Annotated in this window: 19 protein-coding genes and 1 riboswitch; of the genes, 10 read left to right on the top strand and 9 right to left on the bottom strand. The window is 69.4% G+C overall.

What is annotated here, in order from left to right:
• Nucleotides 1–6 precede the first annotated feature (6 nt).
• From ACH4TV_RS15610 to ACH4TV_RS15590, 5 genes are all read right to left on the bottom strand, one after another.
• Nucleotides 7–489 (bottom strand): NUDIX domain-containing protein, encoded by a 483-nt coding sequence (locus tag ACH4TV_RS15610; protein WP_398398215.1) that lies wholly within the window; start codon nucleotides 487–489, stop codon nucleotides 7–9.
• A gap of 168 nt (nucleotides 490–657) precedes the next feature.
• Complete coding sequence (locus ACH4TV_RS15605) at nucleotides 658–1,563, bottom strand: LysR family transcriptional regulator (RefSeq protein WP_398398212.1); 906 nt, start codon at nucleotides 1,561–1,563, stop codon at nucleotides 658–660.
• 228 nt (nucleotides 1,564–1,791) lie between these two features.
• A complete protein-coding gene (locus ACH4TV_RS15600; protein ID WP_398398210.1) occupies nucleotides 1,792–2,961 on the bottom strand; it encodes a cystathionine gamma-lyase in 1,170 nt (389 codons plus the stop codon).
• Complete coding sequence (locus tag ACH4TV_RS15595) at nucleotides 2,958–3,455, bottom strand: low molecular weight protein-tyrosine-phosphatase (protein ID WP_398398208.1); 498 nt, start codon at nucleotides 3,453–3,455, stop codon at nucleotides 2,958–2,960. Before ACH4TV_RS15595 ends, ACH4TV_RS15600 begins: the two co-directional genes overlap by 4 nt.
• Nucleotides 3,456–3,464: 9 nt before the next feature.
• Nucleotides 3,465–3,842, bottom strand: coding sequence for a phage holin family protein (locus ACH4TV_RS15590; RefSeq protein WP_398398206.1), 378 nt, complete (start codon nucleotides 3,840–3,842; stop codon nucleotides 3,465–3,467).
• Nucleotides 3,843–3,890: 48 nt separating this feature from the next.
• Between ACH4TV_RS15590 and ACH4TV_RS15585 the strand changes: the two genes are divergently transcribed.
• The 4 genes from ACH4TV_RS15585 to ACH4TV_RS15570 all read left to right on the top strand — a co-directional run bounded on the left by ACH4TV_RS15585 (nucleotide 3,891) and on the right by ACH4TV_RS15570 (nucleotide 6,291).
• Nucleotides 3,891–4,208, top strand: a complete 318-nt coding sequence (locus ACH4TV_RS15585; RefSeq protein WP_398398204.1) for a cupin domain-containing protein — start codon at nucleotides 3,891–3,893, stop codon at nucleotides 4,206–4,208.
• A gap of 172 nt (nucleotides 4,209–4,380) precedes the next feature.
• Entirely contained in the window at nucleotides 4,381–4,593 is a 213-nt protein-coding gene (locus ACH4TV_RS15580) for a DUF5326 family protein (RefSeq protein WP_398398202.1), read from the top strand.
• A 234-nt stretch (nucleotides 4,594–4,827) separates the two neighbouring features.
• Nucleotides 4,828–5,754 carry an IclR family transcriptional regulator C-terminal domain-containing protein gene (locus tag ACH4TV_RS15575; RefSeq protein ID WP_398398819.1) on the top strand — a complete coding sequence of 309 codons (927 nt, stop codon included), beginning with the start codon at nucleotides 4,828–4,830 and terminating at the stop codon, nucleotides 5,752–5,754.
• A gap of 99 nt (nucleotides 5,755–5,853) precedes the next feature.
• The gene (locus tag ACH4TV_RS15570; RefSeq protein WP_398398201.1) at nucleotides 5,854–6,291 is read left to right on the top strand and encodes an SsgA family sporulation/cell division regulator; all 438 of its coding nucleotides are present in this window, start codon (nucleotides 5,854–5,856) and stop codon (nucleotides 6,289–6,291) included.
• 112 nt (nucleotides 6,292–6,403) lie between these two features.
• On the opposite strand, the gene ACH4TV_RS15565 is transcribed toward ACH4TV_RS15570, so the two are convergent.
• Nucleotides 6,404–8,125 carry a YibE/F family protein gene (locus ACH4TV_RS15565; RefSeq protein ID WP_398398817.1) on the bottom strand — a complete coding sequence of 574 codons (1,722 nt, stop codon included), beginning with the start codon at nucleotides 8,123–8,125 and terminating at the stop codon, nucleotides 6,404–6,406.
• A 308-nt stretch (nucleotides 8,126–8,433) separates the two neighbouring features.
• Nucleotides 8,434–8,620, top strand: a riboswitch (TPP riboswitch).
• On the opposite strand from ACH4TV_RS15565, the gene thiC reads away from it, so the two are divergent.
• Together thiC and ACH4TV_RS15555 are read left to right on the top strand one after the other, a co-directional pair.
• Entirely contained in the window at nucleotides 8,613–10,415 is a 1,803-nt protein-coding gene (thiC, locus tag ACH4TV_RS15560) for a phosphomethylpyrimidine synthase ThiC (RefSeq protein ID WP_398398199.1), read from the top strand. Its footprint overlaps the riboswitch before it by 8 nt.
• Nucleotides 10,416–10,624: 209 nt before the next feature.
• Nucleotides 10,625–11,728, top strand: coding sequence for a hypothetical protein (locus tag ACH4TV_RS15555; RefSeq protein ID WP_398398198.1), 1,104 nt, complete (start codon nucleotides 10,625–10,627; stop codon nucleotides 11,726–11,728).
• Between the two features lie 59 nt (nucleotides 11,729–11,787).
• Here ACH4TV_RS15555 and ACH4TV_RS15550 read toward each other — a convergent pair whose 3' ends face one another.
• The 3 genes from ACH4TV_RS15550 to ACH4TV_RS15540 all read right to left on the bottom strand — a co-directional run bounded on the left by ACH4TV_RS15550 (nucleotide 11,788) and on the right by ACH4TV_RS15540 (nucleotide 15,457).
• Entirely contained in the window at nucleotides 11,788–12,663 is an 876-nt protein-coding gene (locus ACH4TV_RS15550) for a hypothetical protein (protein ID WP_398398196.1), read from the bottom strand.
• Between the two features lie 205 nt (nucleotides 12,664–12,868).
• The gene (locus tag ACH4TV_RS15545; protein ID WP_398398194.1) at nucleotides 12,869–13,969 is read right to left on the bottom strand and encodes a metallophosphoesterase; all 1,101 of its coding nucleotides are present in this window, start codon (nucleotides 13,967–13,969) and stop codon (nucleotides 12,869–12,871) included.
• Nucleotides 13,970–14,344: 375 nt separating this feature from the next.
• The gene (locus tag ACH4TV_RS15540; RefSeq protein WP_398398193.1) at nucleotides 14,345–15,457 is read right to left on the bottom strand and encodes a LacI family DNA-binding transcriptional regulator; all 1,113 of its coding nucleotides are present in this window, start codon (nucleotides 15,455–15,457) and stop codon (nucleotides 14,345–14,347) included.
• Nucleotides 15,458–15,929: 472 nt separating this feature from the next.
• Between ACH4TV_RS15540 and hisC the strand changes: the two genes are divergently transcribed.
• From hisC to cydD, 4 genes are all read left to right on the top strand, one after another.
• On the top strand, nucleotides 15,930–17,009 hold the full coding sequence (gene hisC, locus ACH4TV_RS15535; protein WP_398398191.1) for a histidinol-phosphate transaminase: 1,080 nt from the start codon (nucleotides 15,930–15,932) through the stop codon (nucleotides 17,007–17,009).
• A gap of 278 nt (nucleotides 17,010–17,287) precedes the next feature.
• On the top strand, nucleotides 17,288–18,796 hold the full coding sequence (locus ACH4TV_RS15530; protein ID WP_398398189.1) for a cytochrome ubiquinol oxidase subunit I: 1,509 nt from the start codon (nucleotides 17,288–17,290) through the stop codon (nucleotides 18,794–18,796).
• A gap of 21 nt (nucleotides 18,797–18,817) precedes the next feature.
• Nucleotides 18,818–19,822 (top strand): cytochrome d ubiquinol oxidase subunit II, encoded by a 1,005-nt coding sequence (cydB, locus tag ACH4TV_RS15525; RefSeq protein ID WP_398398187.1) that lies wholly within the window; start codon nucleotides 18,818–18,820, stop codon nucleotides 19,820–19,822.
• 86 nt (nucleotides 19,823–19,908) lie between these two features.
• Nucleotides 19,909–23,445 (top strand): thiol reductant ABC exporter subunit CydD, encoded by a 3,537-nt coding sequence (gene cydD / locus ACH4TV_RS15520; RefSeq protein ID WP_398398186.1) that lies wholly within the window; start codon nucleotides 19,909–19,911, stop codon nucleotides 23,443–23,445.
• Nucleotides 23,446–23,480 lie beyond the last annotated feature (35 nt).

Raw genomic sequence — 23,480 nt, 5'->3', positions numbered from 1 at the left:
GCACTGTCAGCCCAGGTCGGGCGCGTGCATGGCCCGTACGCCCTCGATGTTCCCGTCCAGGAAGTGGCGCAACGACAGCGGTACGAGATGGACAGAGGCGATGCCGACCCGGGTGAAGGGGATACGGACGATCTCGTACTCACCGGAGGGCTCGTCGATTTCGGGGCCGTGCCGCAGTGAGAGGTTCATGGACTCCAGACGGCAGACGAAGAAGTGCTGGACTTTCACGCCGGTCGTGCCGATGTCCGAGCCGATGTGCTCGACGGTGTCCACGAAACAGGGCACCACGTCGGTGACCTTGGCGCCGAGTTCTTCATGTACTTCACGGTGCAGGGCGTCGACGACGGTCGTGTCGTCCGGTTCGACCCCGCCGCCCGGAGTGAGCCAGTAGGGATCGACACCTGGCTTGGTGCGCTTGATGAGGATCAGGTCGTCGCCATCGAGCAGGATGGCGCGTGCGGTGCGCTTGACCACGGGTCGGACGGTCATGGGAGAAATGTGGCCCGGCTGGTTCCACGTGAAACATGTCAGCTCTACGCGAAGTACTCCGAGTGCTCTCCGTGAGGCGAAGATGACGGACCCGCGAGAGGCGAAATGCCTGTTTCACGTGAAACATCGCAGGGGCCCATGAGGGGAAAGAAGCGAGGCCCGAGGGGTTCAGCTCCAGTCGGTAGCCGCGCGCTGGAGCCACTCGTGTGCCCGTGCGATGTGCGGCATCGCCAGTGTGCCGGTGCGGACCACCAGGAAGTACGTTCGTAGCGGGGGCACCGCCGGATCGAGCAGCGTGACCACCTCACCGCGCTCCAGGGCGGCCGCGCACAGATAGCGGGGCAGCACCGCGAGGCCCGCGCCCGCAGCCGCACACGCGAGGACAGCACGCAGGTCGGGCACAATGACCGTGCCCGAGGCGGCCGGGCGGGAGTCGAAGACGGAGGCCCAGTAGCGGGCTACCAGGGGCAGCGACTCGTGGACCTCCACCACGGGGAGGTTCTCCAGGTCGGACGCTCCGAGACGGCGCGGCTTCCCGCAGCCGTTGTGGGCGGCCCAGCGCGGAGCGGCGACCAGGACGTGTTCCTCGTCGCAGAGCGCAGTCGCCGTGAGCAGGGAACCGCGCGGACGGGCCGTACTGATGGCCAGATCGTGATGCCCGGCGGACAGCCCCTCCAGGGTTTCCTCGGCGTTGCCGAAAGAGACGCGCAGCGCGAGGCTCTGGCCGTCGTCACCGGTCAGCTCCGTGAGTGCGGGAACCGCGCGTTCCGCGGTGAACTCCGGTGGCCCTGCGAGATGCAGCGTGCGTACGGAAGAGTCCTCGTCGAGCCCGGTCTCGGCGATCTCCACCAGGGCGTCGAGATGCGGCGCGGCCTTGTGCGCGAGCTCGTCGCCGATGGTCGTGGGGGTCACGCCACGGGCCTGGCGCAGGAACAGAGGGCGCCCCAGCTGCCGTTCCAGGGTGCGGATCTGAGAGGTGACGGCAGGCTGCGAGAGGCCGAGCAGGGCGGCGGCACGGGTGAAGGAGCCGGCCCGGTGGACGGTCACGAAGGTGCGCAGCAACGTCAGATCCACGGCGCGCCCGCCTCCTCCTCTGCCCTGGTCCCGGCCCCCCGGCCGCGCCCAACTATAAATAAGTCGATAGGCCTCTGTCGCTACGGTGATTGGACACTGACAGAGAGTCAACTAGCCTTGCTCGCGCGGTTCCTCGCGCGCGGAACCGGGGCGGTCCGAGCCACGAGGGGGGAGGCTCGGACCGTCTGTTGTGCGTAGCGGGCCCCTCGTAAGCCCCGCGCCGAGCGGTCAGTCTGTCGACTCGTCCAGCGCGCGCAGCACATCAGCCACCAGGTCACCCGGATCCTCGGCACCGACCGAGAAGCGGATGAAGCCCTCCGGCACCGCGTCCCCGCCCCACCGGCCGCGCCGTTCGGCCGTGGACCGCACGCCGCCGAAGCTCGTCGCGTCGTCCACGAGCCGCAGTGCGCCGAGAAAACGGTCGGCACGCGCGCGCGTGGGCAGCGCGAAGGAAACCACACACCCATAGCGCCGCATCTGCTGCGAAGCGATCTTGTGCGAGGGATCCTCCGGCAGCCCCGGATAGCGCAGCCCGGTCACCCCGGGCCGCCCGCGCAGGGCCTCGGCGAGAGCCAGGGCGGTGGTGTCCTGCCGGTCGACGCGCAACGGGAGCGTGGCGATCGACCGGTGCGCGAGCCAGGCCTCCATGGGACCGGGAATCGCCCCGACGACCTTGCGCCACCTTCGTACGACCGCCATCGCGGAAGCGTCCGTACCGCTGACATATCCGAGCAGGACGTCTCCGTGGCCGGTGAGCTGTTTGGTGCCGCTGGCCACCGAGAAGTCGGCGCCGAGCTCCAGCGGGCGCTGACCGAGCGGTGTCGCCAGGGTGTTGTCGACGGCCACCAGACAGCCACGCGCGTGTGCCGCCTCGGCGAGTCGTCGTACGTCGCACACGTCGAGCCCGGGGTTCGACGGGGTCTCGATCCACAGCAGGCGCGCGCCGTCGAGGACGTCGAGCTGGGCGTCGCCGCCGGTCGGAGCGGTGCGCACCTCGATGCCGTACTCCTCCAGCTGGGCCCGCACGAGGTGCAGCGCCTGGTAACCGTCGCCGGGCAGGACGACCGTGTCCCCGGTGCGCAGCTGGGAGAAGAGCACCGACGAGACGGCGGCCATGCCGGAGGCGAAGACGAGCGTCTCGACGCCGTCCTGCTCCGGCGCCTCCAGCTCGCCGATGGCACGCTCCAGGAGTGTCCAGGTCGGGTTCTCGTCGCGGCCGTAGGTGTACGGGCCGGTGGGGTCACCCGGCAGGTGGTAGTGGGCCGCGAACACGGGTCCGGGGAGGGCCGGTTCGTACGTGACCGGCTCGGGCAGCCCCGCCCGTACCGCGCGTGTGCCGTCACCCATGCTCGAGGTCACACGCCCACCCAAACTCTTGTTCGCAGCCGAATCACTCATGCCGCCCGTCCCTCCACTTCCACCCGCACCGCGGCGAGCAGGCCCGCGCTCGCCGCCTCCACCATCTCAAGGCACTCCTCGAAGCCGTCCATACCCCCGTAGTACGGGTCCGGGACGTCGAGATCAGTGTTCGAGTTCGAGGAGGGATCGAACGAGCGCAGCAGCCGCACCTTCGCCGCGTCCTCCGGAGTGGGCGCGAGGCGGCGCAGGGCCTTCAGATGACCGGCGTCGAGGGCGATGACGAGGTCGAGGTGGGCGAACCACGCGGCCCGGAACCGCCGGGCCGCGTGGCCGCTGTCGTAACCGCCCGCCTCCAGCACGGAGACCGTGCGCGGGTCGGCGCCGTCGCCCTCGTGCCAGCCGTCCGTGCCGGCGCTGTCGACCTCGACCAGGCCGGCCAGTCCGGCCTCCGCCACGCGCGTGCGGAAGACGGACTCGGCCATCGGGGAGCGGCAGATATTGCCGGTGCAGACGAAACAGACGCGGTAGGACATCGGGCGTCCTCAGTCCTCGTCGGGCAGGACGACGTGCAGCGCCCAGGAGACGATCGAAATGATCAGGCCGCCCAGGACGGCCGTCCAGAAGCCCTCGACGTGGAAGCTCAGGTCGAACTTGTCGGCCAGCCACGAGGTGAGCAGCAGCATCAGGGCGTTGACCACCAAGGTGATCAGGCCGAGCGTGAGGAGGAACAGCGGGAAGGTGAGCACCTTCACGATGGGCTTGACCAGGAAGTTCACCAGGCCGAACAGGAGCGCGACGACTATCAGTGTGCCGATCTTCTTGCCCGTGCTGTCACCGGTCAGGGTGATCTTGTCGAGCACCCACACGGCCACGCCGAGAGCGCCCGCGTTGGCGATCGTCTTGACTACGAAATTCTTCATGTGTCTGATCGTGGCAGAAGAGATCGGTTACGAGCGTGGGCGAGGGCGATGAAGGCATTCCGGTTGGATGAACTGGAGGCGGAACGTGCCGCCAACGACGGCGCCTACCTGCAGTTCCTGCACGAACGGAACATGTCGGTCGGCCTGTACGCGCTGGACGCGGGCGAGCAGGATCCGCAGCAGCCCCACCGTCAGGACGAGGTGTACTTCGTGGTGAGCGGGCGTGCCGCGATCACGGTCGGTATGGAGACGACCCAGGTGGCGCGCGGCAGCGTCGTGTACGTGCCGGCCGGTGTGGCCCACAAGTTCCACCACATCAGTGAAGATCTGCGGGTCATGGTGGTCTTCTCTCCACCCGAGAGCTGAGGCGCCGCCTCGGGGTTCCCTAGGGGATCGATCAGGGGAGGACAAGGGGTGCGAGGCCCCCGCCGGGCCTGCTCCCGGCCCTAGCATCGAAGGCGGAACATCGAATGTCCCGGCACGAGCGAAGGGCACAGGCCCCGGCGGATGCGACGGGCGGAGAAGTGAGGAAAAGGCGATGCGAGAGATCTTCGCGGGAATGCCGTGGTGGGTGAAGTGGGTCGCGGTGCCGGTCATCGCCCTCGTCGTGTTCGGCGGGCTGATAGCCACGGTCGTGGGCTTCGTCATCGGCCTGCTCTTCAAGGCGCTGGTCTTCGTCGCCCTGGTCGGTGGACTGATCTACGTCGTACGGAAGTTCATGTCGACTTCGTCGTCGCGCAGCGACTGGTGAGCGCGGCGGGGTGATCGGCGTACGGGGCCGGTAGGTGGGGCGGTGCGGGCGCCGGTAACAGGAATCGCCGGTTCCCTCGGGCGGGGGAAGTTTCCCGTACGGGCCGTCTGAGTGCGGTGACAGGCGGTTAGAGTCCGGAATTCGACGCGGGGACCGCCCCCGTGGACGGCGTTTCCCCTCCTCCCGTGTTCCTCCGCACGGGCAGCCCCCTCGCCTTCGAGAGTGACCCTCGACATGGTCGACACCGCATCCGCGGAACCACAGGCTCCACCCGTACAGCGACGGCCCGAGCAGCGGACCGCGCCTTCCCCGGGGACTCGCGTCCGGCCCGACGAGAGACCCTCGTCAGCACCCCTGCCCGAGCGCGTATCGGCACCTGGCCCCGTGGTCGTACCGCCTGCTGAACCGCACGCCACGGCGACCCTCATCGGCTCCGTACAGCGTGCGATGCATCTGCTGGAGTCCGTTGCCGCGCACGAGCACGGCGCCCCGGCCAAACAGCTGGCCCGCGAGACCGGCCTCGCGCTCCCGACCGCCTACCACCTGCTGCGCACGCTCGTCTTCGAGGGCTATCTGCGGCGCGAGAAGGGGCTGTTCTTCCTCGGTGAGGCTGCCGAGCGCCTGGGCAGCAGCGGAGCGAGGCAGAAGCGCCGCAGCACGGTGGTGGACGCCCTCGCGCACTGGCGGGACGTGATCGGCGTACCCGTGTACTACGCGGTGTACCGCGAGGGTGAGATCGAGGTCATGTGCGTCTCCGACACCCCCGACAACCCGGCGGTCGAGGAGTGGGCGGCCTTCCGCGAGACCGGACACGCGCATGCCGTCGGACAGTGTCTGCTCTCGCAGTTGGACGAGCAGGGTCGTCGGGACCATCTCGACCGCCACCCCGTACAGGCGGTTACGCCCTACACGGTGCGTGACGACCACGCGTTGCTGCGGCGTCTCGACCGGATGCGGCGAATGGAACTGGTCGTGGAACGGCAGGAGTACGCGCTGGGGACGGTCTGTGCGGCGATTCCGATCACCGTCGGCTCAACGGCCGGAACTTTGGCCATTTCTCTTCCTTCCCACCAAGCCGATCGACTGCTAAGAGCGGCACAGCAGCTGCAGGCAGAGGTCGGAAGACTGCTGGGGTCGCTCGCGATCTCTATCAGTATCTGAAAACTCACTCCTTGTGATCTGCCGTGTACTTTCAGCAAGATGCCAGCAGTATCAGAGCGATGATTCCAGGCCAGTCCACGGCAAGTGACGGGGTAGGCGATGCGCGAGTCGGTCCAGGCAGAAGTCATGATGAGCTTTCTTGTCTCGGAGGAGCTCTCCTTCCGTATTCCGGTGGAGTTGCGCTACGAGACCTGTGATCCCTATGCCGTCCGGCTGACCTTCCATCTGCCCGGCGACGCCCCTGTGACCTGGGCCTTCGGGCGCGAGCTGCTGATCGACGGCGTGGGGCGGCCATGCGGGGACGGAGATGTGCGAATCTCACCCGCCGACACCGATGTGCTGGGCGAGGTACTGATCCGGCTTCAGGTCGGCGGCGACCAGGCGCTGTTCCGCTCCGGTGCGGCGCCGCTGGTGGCGTTCCTCGACCGCACGGACAAGCTGGTGCCGCTGGGGCAGGAGCGTGCCCTCGCCGATTTCGACGCCCATCTCGACGAGGCGCTGGTCCGCATCCTGGCGGAGGAGCAGAGCGCGGGCTGAGCAGATCCGCGCCGGAGCGCGGCGGTGGTGTAACGCTTCTCCTCCTCGACCGGAGGAGAAGCGCCACACCGTACTGCGGCGGAGTCGCCGAGCCGGTCTGGCCCAGCTGCCGTCAGTGCTTGCGGCGTCGGCCCTTCCCACCCCGGGCCGGTACCGGCTGGGCCCCTGCCCCTGTCTCCGCCGCGACCGTCCCTGTTCCGGACCCGGTTCCTGCTGCCGGTCCCGCCTTTGAGGTCAGTGGTGCCGAGCCCGGGCGGTCGGCCGAGACCATCAGGGCCGCCAGGGCCGTGGTCACCGGGACCGACGCGACCAGGCCGATCGAGCCCACCAGCGTCCGGACGATCTCCGCCGCGACGAGTTCGCTGTTGGCGACCGTACCGACGCTGCTCTGCGCGATCGAGAAGAGCAGCAGCAGCGGCAGGGCGGCGCCCGCGTAGGCGAGGACGAGAGTGTTGACGACGGATGCGATGTGGTCGCGACCGATACGGATGCCGGCGCGGTACAGGCCGCGCCAGCCCATCGTGGGATTGGCCTCGTGCAGCTCCCAGACCGCCGATGTCTGCGTCACCGTCACATCGTCGAGGACACCGAGCGAACCGATGATGACGCCCGCGAGCAGCAGACCGCTCATGTCGATGGACGGGTACAAGCCATGGATCAGACCGGTGTTGTCGTCCGTGTTGCCGGTCAGCGCGGCCCAGCCGATGAACAGTGAGCCGAGGACGCCGATCAGCACCAGCGAGATCAGGGTGCCGAGCACCGCCACCGACGTACGGGCCGACAGGCCATGGCACATGTAGAGCGCGATCAGCATGATGGCGCTCGCTCCGATCACTGCCACGACCAGCGGATTCGAGCCCTGGAGAATCGCCGGCAGGATGAAGAGGGTCAGCACCATGAAACTGGCGGCCAGCGCGACCAGCGCCATCACACCGCGCAGGCGTCCGACGGCCACGACGGCGAGCGCGAAGATGCCGGCGAGCAGGGCCAAGGGGAGCCTGCGGTTCACGTCGGTGACCGAGTACTGCAGGTCCCTCGGAGCGGAGGGCTCGTAGGCGACCACGACCTTCTGATCCTGGTGCAACTGCCGTGACTGGTCGGGCTGGACGATCTCCGTGAAGGTACGGCCCTTGTCGTCACCGGTGTCGACGCGGATCGTCGCCCTCTTGCAGTCGCCGGTCGCCTGCTGCTGCGCCGAGGAGCCCTCGGCGGTGGACGTGTCGCCGGTCGGGGTGCCCCCCGAGGCGTTGACGGACTTGCAGTCCACCGCGACGACCTTGGTGACCGTGGCCTCCTGGGTCTGCCGGTCGAAGCCGACGCCGGTGCGCTCGTGGCCCGGGGCGCCCCCGGGCCACAGCACCACGAGCCCGACCACGACCGCTGCGGCGAACGGGATCAGAATCGCCCCGATGATCTTCCGCAGATGGCGAGAGGCCGGGGCGGCCGGGCCATGGCTGTGACTGTGGCCGTGCGACTGACCGTGGCCGTCGTCGGATCCGTGGGCGTCATCGGGTCCGGGGCCGTGCCCGCCCCCCTGCCCGCCACCCGCTCCGGGTCCGCGTCCACCGCTGGAACCGCCGCCGGGTCCGCCGCTGTACCTGTCGCCCGGGCCGTTCCCGTGTCCATGGCCGGCGCCTTGCCCCGGGACGGATCCGTGGTCGTGCCCACCGCCACCGCCCGTGCCGGGACCAGGACCTGGTCCGTCACCGGATACGGGAAAGGGGTCGAACTGACCGGTTCCGGGCCCCTCGGCTCCGAACCCCGGGCCCTGGTCGCCCGGGCCCGTGCGGCCGCCCTGACCCGCACCCGCTCCGGGCCCGTAGCCGCGATCGATCCTCCGCCCGGGCCCGTACCCGGGACTGCCACTCGGTCCGGTCGCCCCGCCGGCCCCGCCTGTTCCTGCGCCGGGCCGGGACACGCCACCGAGGCCGCCGGGGCCATCGCCGGACCGGAGCCCGCGTTCCTGGCCGGTGCCGCCGCCGTTTCCGCTGTCCTGCCCGGAGCCGTGTCCGGCACCGCTTCGGCGCGGTGGCTCGGAGGGCGGGTACGGGGGTCCTTGCGTCGTGGTCACCGCCCGATCATCGCAAGAACGACAGGGGCCCTCTGTTCACCTCGCCCAAATTGGCGCTAGCGTGGAGGCACCTTTGCACACGCGGGAGCTCGGAGCACCGGGCTGAGAGGGCGCTGACCTCCGTCTTTGCCATGTTTCACGTGGAACACGTGAAACGAGTGATGTTTCACATGAAACATCGGCAGACGGATTCCGCTGCGTCGACCGCTGAACCTGTTACCGGGTAATGCCGGCGTAGGGAGTAGGTCTCATGACCATCAAGGACACACGCACGCCTGCCTCCAGCCAGGACGAACAGCCCCCTCAGGGCGAACAGTCCCAGGAGGCCGGGAAGTCCATCGGCTGGCACAAGGGGTACGTCGACGGCTCGCGCCCCGACCTGCGGGTGCCGGTCCGTCAGGTGCATCTCACGAACGGGAAGTCGGTCACCCTGTACGACACCTCGGGCCCGTACACCGATCCGCTGGTCGACACCGACGTCCGCAGGGGGCTGGCGCCGCTGCGCGAGAACTGGATCATCGCCCGCGGCGACACCGAGGAGTACGCGGGCCGGCCTCTCCGCCCGGAGGACGACGGGATCAAGCACACCTCGCCGCGCGGCGGGCTCAGGAACCTCGACGCGGTGTTCCCGGGACGGCCCCGGCAGCCGCGCCGGAGCCGGGACGGACAGGCGGTGACGCAACTCGCGTACGCCCGCCGCGGGGAGATCACGCCCGAGATGGAGTTCGTGGCCGTCCGGGAGAACGTCGACCCCGAGGTGGTCCGTGAGGAGATCGCCGCCGGGCGTGCGGTGCTGCCCGCCAACGTCAACCACCCGGAGATCGAGCCGATGATCATCGGCAAACGGTTCCTGGTGAAGGTCAACGCCAACATCGGCAACTCCGCGGTCACTTCCTCCATCGAGGAAGAGGTCGAGAAGATGACCTGGGCGACGCGCTGGGGCGCCGACACGGTCATGGACCTGTCCACCGGCCGCAACATCCACACCACCCGCGAATGGGTACTGCGCAACTCCCCCGTTCCCATCGGCACGGTGCCGCTCTACCAGGCGTTGGAGAAGGTGGACGGCAGGGCCGAGGAACTGACCTGGGACATCTACAAGGACACGGTCGTCGAGCAGGCCGAGCAGGGCGTGGACTACATGACGGTCCACGCGGGCGTCCGCCTGGCGTACGTACCGCTCACCGCGAACCGCAAGACCGGCATCGTCTCGCGCGGCGGCTCGATCATGGCGGCGTGGTGCCTGGCGCACCACAAGGAGTCGTTCCTGTACGAGAACTTCGAAGAACTGTGCGAAATCCTCGCCACGTACGACGTCACGTACTCGCTCGGCGACGGCCTGCGGCCCGGCTCGATCGCGGACGCCAACGACGAGGCACAGTTCGCCGAGTTGAGGACGCTCGGGGAACTCAACACGATCGCGAAGCGTTTCCATGTACAGACGATGATCGAAGGCCCGGGACATGTCCCGATGCACAAGATCAAGGAGAACATCGACCTACAGCAGGAGATCTGCGATGAAGCTCCGTTCTATACGCTCGGCCCGCTGACGACGGACGTCGCGCCTGCGTACGACCACATCACTTCCGGTATCGGTGCCGCGATGATCGCCTGGTGGGGCACGGCCATGCTCTGCTACGTCACGCCCAAGGAGCACCTGGGCCTGCCCAACCGTGACGACGTCAAGACCGGCGTCATCACCTACAAGATCGCCGCCCACGCAGCCGACCTCGCCAAGGGGCACCCAGGTGCGCAGGAATGGGATGACGCGCTCTCTGACGCCCGCTTCGAGTTCCGGTGGGAGGACCAGTTCAACCTGGCCCTCGACCCGGACACGGCCCGCCAGTTCCACGACGAGACCCTGCCTGCCGAGCCCGCCAAGACGGCCCACTTCTGCTCGATGTGCGGGCCGAAGTTCTGCTCGATGAAGATCTCGCAGGACATCCGACGCGAGCACGGCAGCACGCCGGTGGAGATCGAGCAGGGCATGGCGCAGAAGTCGAAGGAGTTCGCGGCGGCCGGCAACCGGGTGTATCTGCCGATCGCGGACTGAGGCGCCCTCCGGCGCCGGTCGATGACGGTGGCCGGTCCGTGGCGGTTCGCGTCTCCGAGGGGGAGCGGGTTCCGGGTCGTTCGCAGGGCGTCTCGGAGACGCGGGCGGTCACGGGTGGGCAGGGAGGATCGCGGAGGGTTCCGGTGCGAGCGGTAACGGAAGGGACAAGAACCCCCGTTCCTTGATCGTTCCTCTCTAACCTCCGTGCCATGGGCGGAATCGACGTGGGCAATGGCGTGGTGGGAGCCGTACTCGGCATCGTGTTCGCGACGCTGTTCCAACAGCCGTTGCAGGATGCCTGGTTCCGGCTGCGGAAACGGTGGGGCAGCGCGGTGCGGGGGCTGCGCAGGCGGGAGGAGAGCAGCCCGGCCTGGCGGTCGTTCTCCCTCGGGCCCCTGCACACCTCCGCCCTGATCGTCGAAGGGGACGGTGACGTGCCGATCGCCCCCGAGGACGTGCATGTGCATGTGCTCGACCAGGAGGTCACGCTCCCCGAGGACATGGCCGGCTGGCGGGACGAGATCGAGGTGGAGAGCGAGCGGCTGCGGGTGGAGGGCCGGACGCCCGTGTGGAACGGCCCGCGCTACGCGGTCGAGTCGCTCGGCATCTCCCGTACGGCCCTGGCCGAGCATCCGGAGGTCCACATACGTCTGAAGTCCACCGACTACTACACGTTCCTCGCCGCGCAGCAGCTCGACCGCCGTCTCCCGGACGGTACGACACCCCGTAGCCGCTATCTCGACCCGGACGATCCGCTCGCCGCACCGGCGTTCCTCCAGTGCAGCTTCGCGGTCAACGTCGCCGTGGTGACCGCTGACGAGCTGCTGGTCGTCACCCGTCGCAGCGAGCGGGTCAGGATGGCGCCGGGGGTGTGGAACTCGTCCGTCAACGAAGGGATGTCACGGCACATAGATTCCGCCGGCCGCAATGCGCCGGACCTCCACGCGGTGGCTCGCCGTGGGATGCGTGAGGAACTGTCGCTGGAGTCCCACGAGTACTCGCTCGTCCTGCTCGCCTTCGTGCTGGACGTGGAACGGCGCCACTGGAGCGCCCACTTCTACGCCCGCCTCAAGGAGCTCACCAGCGAGGGGCTCCGGGACCGGATGAGCCGGGGCGTCGCCGACCGCTGGGAACACCAGACGATCGACTACGTGCCGTTCCGCCCGGCAGAAGTCGCCAGGTTCCTGTTGCACGCGGACCGGATCCACCGGTGGGCGCCGCTCGCACCGGCTCTGTTCCACCTGGCCCTGGTCCACGTCCACGGCCGTACGCCGGTCGAACGCGCAGAGGCCCAGGTGGTCAGGCGGCTCTAGCCGCCCGTTCCACCTGAGTCCCATGTGCCGCCCCGCGTCCGTAACGGCGGGGCGGGGTGTCATTCCGGCGGGTGGTCGGGGCCTCCGAAGTCCGGGCTGCTGAAGTCCGGGCTGGTGTAGCTGGGGCGGTGGCCGGTTGAGGCGTTGTCGTCGGGGCTGCTGAAACCGGGCCGGTTGTAGCCGAGGTGAGGCATACGGCCGGTGGTGGGTTCCGGGGTCGGTTTGCGGCTGGCGGCCGACGAATCGGAGTGGGCGAGGGCCTCGCGGAGGAACGGCAGGATGCCGCGCTCCAGCAGGGCCTCGCGCCAGACTTCCCTGGCTTGGGCCACTTCCCCGGTCAGTTCGCCGTACGCCCCGGCCTCCTCCGCGTCCGGGCTGTTGCGCAGGGCGGTGAGCAGCAGGCCGACTGCGGCGACGAATATCGCTGCCGCGGTCACCGCACCGAACACCCATCCGGTGGTGAGCATGGTCTGGGCGAACGCCGGCTCGGGGTCGAGCATCTTGAGGATGTAGCCCACGAGCAGGAAGATCGCCGCTGCCGTGCCGGCGAGAACCGGAGCCAGGACCGCCACGACGGCGACGGCGCCCGCCCCGGTGGTCTCGACGGCGGTCTCACCCATGGTGGTCGCGAACCCCACCGCGCTCGTGCCCGGCTCGGTGGAACCGGATTCGCGGACGGACGACGGGGCGGACGGCGCCGGGTGGCGCATTTCGTCGCGGACCTTCACATAGTGCTGGTATTCGGCCGCCGCGGCGACCGTGATGAGCGCGGTGGCGTTGAGCGCCATGGTCCGCAGTTGTTCGGGGTTCAGCCGCTGACCGACGGCGGCCAGTTCCGGGCGGTGTGGGGCGGAGCGCAGCGCCTCATCGAGGATCCGCTCGTATTCCTGGCGGTCCTCGCTCAGCAGGTGCTGCGGAACGCTGTTCATGTGCATCCCCCGATGCTCCGTAGGGCTTGGGGCTCGGCATGCTGACGAGCCGTCGGGCAGAAACGGAGGGGAGCCTGCTACGGATAAGCCGATGGTAGAGCGGCGAAGGTGTGCGGTGACAGGGGGTTTGAAGAAAATGCCGTGTGACTGTCCCCCGTCGGGTGCTGTCCCTCGTCGCAGGACGCCTGCCCGGGGAGGGCTCGGATATCCCTCAGAGATCCAGCGGAAGTTCCTGGACCAGCAGTTTTCCGGCCATGGTCACGCCGCCGTCCATCGCGATGGCGAGTCCGTCGGCGTAGACATGCGGATGTTCGATGTTCGGACCGGAGTTGTCCTCGCCGTCGTCCTCGGCGCCGACATCGCCCACCAGATACGGGATGGGGCTGTGGCCGTGGACGATGCGGGTGCCGCCGTACATGTCGAGGAGGGAGCGAACGGCCTCGGCACCGCCCTCGTCGCGGAAGGAGAAGCGCTTGGTGAACTTGCGGAACAGATCCCACACCTCGTCCGCGTCGTTGCGCGTGATCGTCTCGCGGACGGTGTCGTTGACCGCCTCGATCGAGTCGCCGTAGTCGAGGTAGGCGGTGGTGTCCGAGTGCACGAGGAGGTGGCCGTCGACCTCCTCGATCGCGTCGAGGCGGGCCATCCACTGGAGATGGTGGTCCTGGAGCCGGTCCATGTCGGTCTTCTGGCCGCCGTTCAGCAGCCAGGCCGCCTGGAAGGTGGCCGTGCCCGCGCCCGAGTTGACGGGCGTGTCACCGAACCGCTTGGCGCCAAGGAGCAGCAGCTCGTGGTTGCCCATGAGGGCCTTGCAGTAGCCGCCGGCCGCGGCTGCCTCGGCGGACAGCCGCATGACCAGGTCGATGACGCCGATGCCGTCCGGGCCGCGATCGGTGAAGTCGCCGAGGAACCAGAGCCGGGCGGTGCCCGCGGACCAGTTGCTCTCGCTGTCGATCAGGCCCTGTTCCTGGAGTGCGCCCACCAGTTCGGCGAGGTAGCCGTGGACGTCCCCGACGACGAACAGAGGTCCCGGGCCGTCGGCGGCCGGGGCGGCGGGGTCGACGGTCACCTGAAGCGTGTCACCGCGGTTGATGACGGGCAGGTCCCGCTGCGTGGGCGTGTACCCGTCGGGGTACTCCTCCACGTCCGCCAGGGCCTCCGCGCCCGACGCGCCCGCCGAGGTCTCCCGAGCCTCCGGGACCTCGGTGCCGTGCGCGTACGGACCGGTCTCATGGACGTACGCGGGCACCCGGAAGTCGCGCAACGTCGCCGTGCGCGTCACCTCGGGTCCCTGACCGGCCCCCTGAGTCATCGACCCCTCCACCATCGCGCCGCATCTGCACCGCATCGGACTGCCTGGTCGCAGCGGCCCGCGGTGTCGTGGGCCCATCATAGGAATGCGGATCGCGCCATGTGATGACCCAGGGGTGGTGAATCGGCGAAGGGGCCCAGTTCACCGCGGCTTTCGCCCCGATTCGGAGGGGCTTTCCCGTACGGGACCCGCCCCGGACTCCCCTGATTCGTACGATCAACGCATCCACGCCAACACCCACACCCACCCGCGAACCGTTCCGACGCCGGTGCCCCGCATTCCTGAACCCTGAACGGGGTCGGGCTCCCGTTCCCCCTGCGGGGCCGACCCCTCGTACGGCCCCGCCCTCCGGGAACCCGCCCCGCGCAGGCCCGGTCACCCTTCCTCGGGCGATCGGGGAGGACTGACCGTCGTACGCGGCGGACGGCGCTGCGAGGACGTCCGCACGATCAGTTCCGTCGGTATCACCTGCTCGACCGGCAGGTCCGAATCGAGGTTCTCGATGGCGTCGATCAGGAGCTGGACCACCGCCGTGCCGATGCGGCGCGGTTTCAGCGAGAGCGTGGTGATCGGCGGCTCCGTGGTGGCGTACACGGTGGACTCGCTGCAGCAGACCAGCAGGAGGTCGTCGGGTACGCGCAGGCCGTAGCGGCGGGCCGCGGCCAGCAGGTCGGTGCCGTTCGGGTCGAAGAGGCCGTAGACGGCGTCCGGACGGTCCGGACGGGCCAGCAGCCGATCGGCGGCCAAGGCGCCCGCGCACGGGTCGTGGGCCGGGTAGGCCTCGTACACCGGGTCCTGGCCGACCCGCTCGCACCAGCGCAGATAGGCCGTGGTGGAGAGGTTGGTGTACGTGTCGGTCGAGGTGCCCGTAAGGAGGCCGATCCGGCGGGCGCCGGCGGCGGCCAGGTGGTCGAGGATGCCCAGGACGGCCGCCTCGTGGTCGTTGTCGACCCACGCGGTGACCGGCAGCGAGCCCGCCGGGCGGCCGTCGGAGACGACCGGCAGACCCTGCCGGACCAGTTCGGTGACCACCGGGTCCTGGTCGGACGGGTCAATGACGACCGTGCCGTCCAGGGCGACGTTGGACCACACGTCGTGGCGCGAGGTCGCGGGGAGGATGACCAGGGCGTAGCCCCGGGCGAGCGCGGCCGAGGTGGCGGCTCTCGCCATCTCCGCGAAGTACGCGAACTCGGTGAAGGTGAAAGGTTCATCCCCGTACGTCGTCACGGTCAGGCCGATCAGTCCTGACTTGCCGGTACGGAGGGTTCGGGCCGCGGCCGACGGGCGGTAGCCCAGCCGGTCGGCGACCTCACGGACATGGCGTCGGGTGGCGTCCGGGAGCCTGCCCTTCCCGTTGAGGGCGTCGGAGACGGTCGTGATCGAGACCCCGGCGGCGGCAGCCACGTCTCTGATGCCTGCCCGGCCCGGCCGACCGTTTCGTCGGGTTGTCTCCGCGCGGCTCACCTGTTGCTTCCCTGCTGCTGTCATGGCGAGCCGATAGTAGGGCTCATGCGGTGGGGTAGTGCGGACGCATATGCAGCCGTTGACAGGCACGTTTCTGCATGGTCAACAATCATCAACTGCCTCAGAAAGAAAGCCAGTTGAACGATATTACTGCCCTACGTGACTTGTCGGCGCGCATAGGCCTGCCAAGTGACCGATGTTTCGAAGAGGTCTCAACTCACCACTACGAGGGATGCGCGCCACGGCGTGAGCCACCGGCGCATGCTGATAAGCGTGACGCGCCCCCCAGTTGATGCAATTTTGTACGGTGTTGCGCGGGGTGCCTGTGAGGTTGCTGGGGTCGGCAGGGCCGGTGGGGCCGACCTCGCCGAGCGCGGCAGACGTGTCCGACCCGTACGCGGCGGCGGCGAATCCTCATAAGGTGAGAAGCATTGGAACCGGGTAACCGGCGGCGGGTGGCCGTGCTGAGCCGGTGGTGGTCACGAGGAGGACTGTGGTGAGCGAGACGAGCCCCAAGCTGCGCGCGGAGCTGGCGGGTATCCCCACCTACAAGCCGGGCAGGCCGGCCGCGGCCGACGGTCCGGTGGCCTACAAGCTGTCCTCGAACGAGAACCCCTACCCGCCGCTGCCCGGTGTGCTGGAGACCGTGACGGCGGCGGCCGGTGCCTTCAACCGCTACCCGGACATGGCCTGCACGGGGCTCATGAACGAGCTGGCCGAACGTTTCGCCGTGCCGGTCACGCACCTCGCCACCGGCACCGGTTCGGTCGGGGTCGCGCAGCAGCTGGTCCAGTCCACCAGTGGGCCCGGCGACGAAGTGATCTACGCCTGGCGGTCCTTCGAGGCCTATCCGATCATCACGCAGATCAGCGGTGCCACGTCGGTCAAGGTCCCGTTGACGCCGGGGGATGTGCACGACCTTGACGCGATGGCGGACGCGATCACCGACCGGACCCGGCTGATCTTCGTCTGCAACCCCAACAACCCGACGGGGACGGCCGTACGGCGGGCCGAGCTGGAGCGCTTCCTGGACCGGGTGCCCGGTGATGTGCTGGTGGTGATCGACGAGGCGTACAAGGAGTTCGTCCGCGATCTCGAGGTGCCGGACGGGGTCATGCTCTACCGCGACCGGCCGAACGTCTGTGTGCTGCGGACCTTCTCCAAGGCGTACGGGCTCGCCGGGCTCCGGGTCGGCTTCGCGATCGCGCACGAGCCGGTGGCCGCGGCGCTGCGCAAGACGGCGGTGCCGTTCGGGGTGAGCCAGCTCGCCCAGGACGCGGCGGTGGCCTCGCTGCGGGCCGAGGACGCGCTGCTCGGCCGGGTCGGTTCACTGGTGTCCGAGCGCACCCGCGTGGTCGACGGCCTGCGCGGCCAGGGCTGGACGGTGCCCGATACCCAGGCGAACTTCGTGTGGCTGCGGCTGGGGGAGCGCACGGTGGACTTCGCGGCGGTGTGCGAGCGCGCCGGGGTGGTCGTACGGCCGTTCCCGGGCGAGGGGGTTCGGGTGACGGTCGGGGAGACCGAGGCGAACGACATCTTCCTGAAGACGGCGGAGGGGTTCCGCAAGGAGCTCTAGCCCGGCCGGAGCCCTGCTCCGGCCCTCTCGGGCAGACCATGTGCGGCACGTCACTCACCATGGGTGACGTGCCGTTTTGTGTCCGCAGGCGGCTGGAACCGCGTGTTCCGGGCCGCCCGGGGCGGCTTATCGACCCCCACCTCTCCTCGCTCGAACGGGCATGCGCCATAATTGCTTGTGAATGTGAACGCGTTCACAAGCGTGTCCCGTTTGTTCCTCTCGTGCGGGTGGCAACCGGGGCAGACTGCCGCAACGACCACGGCACGTAAGGAGGAGAAGTGGACATCGCTTTGGCGCCGGAGACCCTGGCGCGATGGCAGTTCGGCATCACCACCGTCTACCACTTCCTGTTCGTCCCGCTGACGATCTCCCTCGCCGCGCTCACCGCCGGCCTGCAGACCGCCTGGGTGCGCACGGAGAAGGAGAAGTACCTCAAGGCCACCAAGTTCTGGGGCAAGCTCTTCCTGATCAACATCGCGATGGGTGTCGTCACCGGCATCGTGCAGGAGTTCCAGTTCGGCATGAACTGGTCCGACTACTCGCGCTTCGTCGGCGATGTCTTCGGTGCCCCGCTCGCCTTCGAGGCGCTGATCGCCTTCTTCTTCGAGTCCACCTTCATCGGGCTGTGGATCTTCGGCTGGGACAAGCTGCCGAAGAGGATCCACCTGGCCTGCATCTGGATGGTCTCGATCGGCACGATCCTGTCGGCGTACTTCATCCTCGCGGCCAACTCCTGGATGCAGCACCCCGTCGGCTACCGGATCAACGAGCAGAAGGGGCGCGCCGAACTCACCGACTTCTGGCTGGTTCTCACCCAGAACACCGCGCTGACCCAGGTCTTCCACACCCTTACCGCGGCCTTCCTCACGGGTGGCGCCTTCATGGTCGGCATCGCCGCCTTCCATCTGACGCGCAAGAAGCACATCGAGGTGATGAAGACCTCGCTGCGGCTCGGGCTGGTCACCGTAGTCATCGGCGGTCTGCTCACCGCGGTGAGCGGGGACTTCCTCGGCAAGGTCATGTTCAAGCAGCAGCCGATGAAGATGGCCGCCGCCGAGGCCCTGTGGGACGGCGAGGCGCCCGCGCCCTTCTCCGTCTTCGCCTATGGCGACGTCGACGCCGGCCACAACAAGGTCGCCATCGAGATCCCCGGCCTGCTGTCCTTCCTCGCCAACGACGACTTCAGCTCGTACGTCCCGGGCATCAATGACGTCAACAAGGCCGAGCAGGAGAAGTTCGGGCCCGGTGACTACCGGCCCAACATCCCGGTCGCCTACTGGGGCTTCCGCTGGATGATCGGCTTCGGCATGACGTCCTTCGCGATCGGGTTGCTCGGGCTCTGGCTGACCCGCAAGAAGTTCATGCTGCCGCAGCATCTACGGGTCGGCGACGGCGAGGTGCCGCACCTCTCACTGCTGCCGGGTAAGGCGCTCGGTCCGGCGCTCACCAAGTGGTACTGGCGCATCGCGATTCTGACCCTGGGCTTCCCGCTGATCGCCAGTTCCTGGGGCTGGATCTTCACCGAGATGGGCCGCCAGCCGTGGGTCGTGTACGGCCTCTTCCAGACCCGGGACGCGGTCTCCCCCGGGGTCTCGCAGGGCGAGATCATCACCTCGATGATCGTCTTCACCTCGCTGTACGCGATCCTCGCCGTCATCGAGGTCAAGCTCCTGGTGAAGTACGTCAAGGCCGGGCCGCCCGAACTGACCGAGGCCGACCTCAACCCGCCCACGAAGATCGGCGGCGACCCACAGGACGCCGACAAGCCGATGGCCTTCTCCTACTAGGCCCAGGGAGCTGGAATCGCCATGGAACTTCACGACGTCTGGTTCGTCCTCATCGCCGTCCTGTGGACCGGCTACTTCTTCCTGGAGGGCTTCGACTTCGGGGTCGGCGTCCTCACCAAGCTGCTCGCCCGCGACCGGGCGGAGAAGCGGGTCCTGATCAACACCATCGGGCCCGTCTGGGACGGCAACGAGGTGTGGCTGCTGTCGGCGGCCGGCGCCACCTTCGCCGCCTTCCCCGAGTGGTACGCCACCCTCTTCTCCGGGTTCTATCTGCCGCTGCTGCTCATCCTGGTCTGCCTGATCGTGCGGGGCGTCGCCTTCGAGTACCGGGTGAAGCGCCCCGAGGAGAACTGGCAGCGCAACTGGGAGACCGCGATCTTCTGGACCTCCCTGCTGCCCGCGTTCCTGTGGGGCGTGGCCTTCGCCAACATCACGCGTGGGGTGAAGATCGACGCCGACTTCGAGTACGTCGGCAGTCTCGCCGACCTGCTCAACCCGTACGCCCTGCTCGGCGGCCTGGTCACCCTGTCGCTGTTCACCTTCCACGGCACGGTGTTCGTCGGCCTCAAGACCGTCGGGGACATCCGGGAACGGGCACGGAAGCTGGCGGTTCGCGTCGGACTGGTGGCCGCCGTCGCCGCGCTCGTCTTCCTGGCCTGGACCCAGGCCGACAAGGGCGACAGCGGCTCCCTGGCCGCGACGATCGTGGCCGTGGTCGCGCTTCTCGTGGCGCTGGGGGCGGCACAGAGGGGACGTGAGGGCTGGGCGTTCGCGTTCTCCGGGGTCACCATCGTGGCCACCGTCGCGATGCTGTTCCTGACGCTCTTCCCGAACGTCATGCCGTCCTCGCTCAACCCGGACTGGAGCCTCACGGTCACCAACGCCTCGTCGAGCCCGTACACGCTGAAGATCATGACGTGGTGTGCGGGGATCGCCACTCCCGTGGTTCTGCTCTACCAGGGCTGGACGTACTGGGTGTTCCGCAAGCGGATCGGCACGCAGCACCTCGCCGAAGCCGCGCACTGAGTCGCTTTGTCTGCGGGGGACGGTTTCGCGATGTTTCACGTGAAACATCGTGAAACCGTCCCCTTGGACCGAAGGGTGTGTTTCACGTGAAACCAATCGATCCGCGGCTCCTCCGGTACGCCGGTGCCACGCGCCGCTTCCTGCTGGCGGTCGTCGGCCTGGGTGCCGTCGGCGCGGGGCTGGTCATCGCGCAGGCCATGCTCATCGCCGAGGTGGTGGTCGGCGCCTTCCAGCACAGGCTGTCGGTCACTGAACTCCGTACGCCCCTGCTGCTGTTGGTGGCGGTCGCCGGGGGCCGGGCGATCGTGTCCTGGCTCACCGAGCTGGCCGCGCACCGGACGAGCGCGGCGGTGAAGTCGGAACTGCGCGGGCGGTTGCTGGAGCGGGCTGTCGCACTCGGTCCCGGGTGGCTGAGCGGGCAGCGGACCGGGTCGCTGGTCGCCCTCGCGACCCGGGGGGTCGACGCGCTCGACGACTACTTCTCGCGCTATGTGCCGCAGTTGGGGCTCGCGGTGGTGGTGCCCGTGGCGGTGCTGGCGCGGATCGTCACCGAGGACTGGGTGTCGGCGGCGATCATCGTCGGCACTCTGCCGCTCATCCCGGTCTTCATGGTGCTGATCGGCTGGGCGACCCAGTCCCGGATGGACCGCCAGTGGCGGCTGCTGTCCCGGCTGTCGGGCCATTTCCTCGATGTCGTGGCCGGTCTGCCGACGCTGAAGGTGTTCGGCCGGGCCAAGGCGCAGGCCGACTCGATCCGGCGGATCACCGGCGAGTACCGGCAGGCGACGATGCGGACCCTGCGGATCGCCTTCATCTCGTCCTTCGCACTGGAACTGCTGGCGACGCTGTCCGTGGCGCTGGTCGCGGTGACCATCGGTATGCGGCTCGTGCACGGCGAGATGGACCTGTACATCGGGCTCGTCATCCTCATCCTCGCGCCCGAGGCGTACCTGCCGCTGAGGCAGGTGGGCGCCCAGTTCCACGCGGCGGCTGAGGGGCTGGCCGCGGCCGAGGAGATCTTCGCCGTCCTGGAGACGCCGGTGCCGGCATCCGGGACCGGGGCGGTTCCGGAGGGCGGGGTGGCCTTCGAGGGCGTGACGGTCCGGTACCCCGGGCGGTCGGCGGACGCGGTGACAGACGCGTCCTTCGCGGTGGAGGCCGGCGAGACGGTCGCGCTCGTCGGGCCCAGCGGTGTGGGCAAGTCGACGCTGCTGCACGCGCTGCTCGGGTTCGTACAACCGACGGAAGGGCGGGTGCGCGTCGGGGGCGCCGACCTTGCCGGCCTCGACCTGGAGCAGTGGCGCTCCAGGGTGGCCTGGGTGCCGCAGCGGCCCCATCTGTTCGCCGGGTCGATCGCCGAGAACGTACGGCTGGCCCGCCCCGACGCCGACGACACCGCCGTACGGCGGGCACTGGCCGACGCCGGTGCGCTGGCGTTCGTGGACGCGCTGCCCGAGGGCGTCCACGCGGTGCTCGGTGAGGACGGGGCCGGGCTCTCCGCCGGGCAGCGGCAACGGCTCGCGCTGGCCCGGGCGTTCCTCGCGGACCGGCCCGTGCTGCTGCTCGACGAGCCGACTGCCGCGTTGGACGGGGAGACCGAGGCCGAGGTCGTGGCCGCCGTGCGGCGCCTTGCCGTCGGGCGGACGGTACTGCTGGTCGTCCATCGGCCGGCGCTGCTGGGAGTGGCGGACCGGGTGGTGCGCCTGGAGGAGGCTGCCGGGCCCGCTCACCTGCTTGGTTCCGGGCAACCGGACAGTGCGTTCGGGGCTGCCGGCGGAGATGGGCTGCTCGTGGGCCATCGGGAGAGCGCGCAGGTGCCCGTGTTCGGCGATGCGGAAGCCGTTTCCGGGGCTCCCGCAGGGCAACGTGGTGTGCTCGCGCGGGTGCGGGCCATGTCCGGCGCCTGGCACGGCCGGCTCGGACTCGCGCTGCTGCTCGGGAGTCTCGCGCTCGGCAGTGCCGTGGGGCTCATGGCGACCTCCGGGTGGCTGATCTCGCGGGCCTCGCAGCAGCCGCCCGTGCTGTATCTGATGGTCGCCGTGACGGCCACGCGGGCCTTCGGGATCGGGCGGGCCGTCTTCCGGTACGCCGAGCGGCTGGTGTCGCACGACGCCGTGCTGCGGATGCTGGCCGACACCCGGGTCGCCGTCTACCGGCGGCTTGAGCGGCTGGCGCCCGCCGGACTGCGGACGACCCGGCGCGGGGACCTGCTGTCGCGGCTCGTCGCCGATGTGGACGCCCTCCAGGACTACTGGCTGCGCTGGCTGCTGCCCGCCGGGGCCGCGCTCGTCGTGTCCGCCGCCTCCGTCGGGTTCACGGCGTGGCTGCTGCCCGAGGCCGGGGCCGTGCTCGCGGCCGGGCTGCTCGCGGCCGGCGTCGGCGTCCCGCTCGTGACCAGTGCCGTCGCCCGGCGCGCGGAGCGCAGGCTGTCCCCGGCCCGCGGGGCACTCGCGACACACGTGGCCGACCTGCTCACCGGAACCGCCGAGTCGACGGTCGCCGGCGCCCTGAACGGACGTACCGGGCAAGTGCGGCGATGCGACTCCGAACTCACCCGGATCGCCTCGCGCGCCGCCACCGCCACCGCGCTCGGTGACGGACTCACCGCGCTGCTGTCCGGACTCACCGTCGCGGCCACCGCCCTCGTGGGCGCCCAGGGCGTCGCCGACGGGGCGCTGAGCGGCGTGACGATGGCCGTGGTCGTCCTCACTCCCCTGGCCGCCTTCGAGGCCGTCCTCGGGCTGCCGCTCGCCGCGCGGTACCGGCAGCGGGTGCGCAGGAGCGCGGAGCGCGTGTACGAGGTCCTGGACGCGCCCGAGCCCGTACGCGAACCCGAACAGCCGCAGCCGGCGCCGCTGTCGCCCTTCCCGGTCGTTCTCCAGGAACTGGCCGCCCGCCATGCCGGACAGGACCGGGACGCGCTCGCCCGGCTCGACCTCACCCTCGACGAAGGGCGTCGGATCGCCGTGGTCGGCCCGTCCGGGTCCGGCAAGACGACGCTCGCGCAGGTCCTGCTGCGGTTCCTGGACGCGGACACCGGCTCCTACACGCTGGGCGGAGTGGACGCGTACGCGCTGGACGGCGACGACGTACGGCGACTGGTCGGGCTGTGTGCCCAGGACGCGCACCTCTTCGACAGTTCCGTCCGCGAGAACCTGCTGCTGGCGAAGAAGGACGCGACCGAGGGCGAGTTGCGGGACGTGCTCGCGCGGGCGCGGCTGCTGGACTGGGCCGAGTCGCTGCCCGACGGGCTCGACACGCTGGTCGGCGAGCACGGGGCGCGGCTGTCCGGCGGGCAGCGGCAGCGGCTGGCGCTCGCCCGGGCGCTGCTGGCGGACTTCCCGGTGCTCGTGCTCGACGAACCCGCCGAACACCTCGACCTGCCGACCGCCGACGCGCTCACCGCCGATCTGCTGGCCGCCACCGAGGGCCGTACGACACTGCTCATCACGCACCGGCTGGCCGGCCTCGACGCCGTGGACGAGGTGATCGTGCTGGACGGCGGACGGGTCGCGCAGCGGGGGGCGTACTCGGAGCTCGTCGCCGTGGACGGGCCGCTGCGGAGGATGGCGGAACGGGAGGCGGAGTCCGAGAAGCTGTCGCTGCTGGCGGCGGTGGGGTAGGCGCCTGCCCGGCAGGGGGCGCTGCGCTCGACTTT

Source organism: Streptomyces sp. NPDC020898 (assembly GCF_044333925.1).
In the GTDB taxonomy this organism is placed as follows: Bacteria; Actinomycetota; Actinomycetes; order Streptomycetales; family Streptomycetaceae; genus Streptomyces.
This window is presented reverse-complemented; position numbering and strand designations above follow the sequence as displayed.

Excerpts from the sequence above, each read along its gene's own strand:
- cydB (WP_398398187.1), top strand. The coding sequence starts at position 18,818 with ATGGAACTTCACGACGTCTGGTTCGTCCTCATCGCCGTCCTGTGGACC.
- ACH4TV_RS15590 (WP_398398206.1), bottom strand. The coding sequence starts at position 3,842 with ATGAAGAATTTCGTAGTCAAGACGATCGCCAACGCGGGCGCTCTCGGC.
- ACH4TV_RS15550 (WP_398398196.1), bottom strand. The coding sequence starts at position 12,663 with ATGCACATGAACAGCGTTCCGCAGCACCTGCTGAGCGAGGACCGCCAG.
- ACH4TV_RS15610 (WP_398398215.1), bottom strand. The coding sequence starts at position 489 with ATGACCGTCCGACCCGTGGTCAAGCGCACCGCACGCGCCATCCTGCTC.
- ACH4TV_RS15545 (WP_398398194.1), bottom strand. The coding sequence starts at position 13,969 with ATGACTCAGGGGGCCGGTCAGGGACCCGAGGTGACGCGCACGGCGACG.
- ACH4TV_RS15600 (WP_398398210.1), bottom strand. The coding sequence starts at position 2,961 with ATGAGTGATTCGGCTGCGAACAAGAGTTTGGGTGGGCGTGTGACCTCG.
- ACH4TV_RS15580 (WP_398398202.1), top strand. The coding sequence starts at position 4,381 with ATGCGAGAGATCTTCGCGGGAATGCCGTGGTGGGTGAAGTGGGTCGCG.
- ACH4TV_RS15570 (WP_398398201.1), top strand. The coding sequence starts at position 5,854 with ATGCGCGAGTCGGTCCAGGCAGAAGTCATGATGAGCTTTCTTGTCTCG.
- thiC (WP_398398199.1), top strand. The coding sequence starts at position 8,613 with ATGACCATCAAGGACACACGCACGCCTGCCTCCAGCCAGGACGAACAG.
- ACH4TV_RS15540 (WP_398398193.1), bottom strand. The coding sequence starts at position 15,457 with ATGACAGCAGCAGGGAAGCAACAGGTGAGCCGCGCGGAGACAACCCGA.
- ACH4TV_RS15585 (WP_398398204.1), top strand. The coding sequence starts at position 3,891 with ATGAAGGCATTCCGGTTGGATGAACTGGAGGCGGAACGTGCCGCCAAC.
- ACH4TV_RS15575 (WP_398398819.1), top strand. The coding sequence starts at position 4,828 with ATGGTCGACACCGCATCCGCGGAACCACAGGCTCCACCCGTACAGCGA.
- ACH4TV_RS15595 (WP_398398208.1), bottom strand. The coding sequence starts at position 3,455 with ATGTCCTACCGCGTCTGTTTCGTCTGCACCGGCAATATCTGCCGCTCC.
- ACH4TV_RS15555 (WP_398398198.1), top strand. The coding sequence starts at position 10,625 with ATGGGCGGAATCGACGTGGGCAATGGCGTGGTGGGAGCCGTACTCGGC.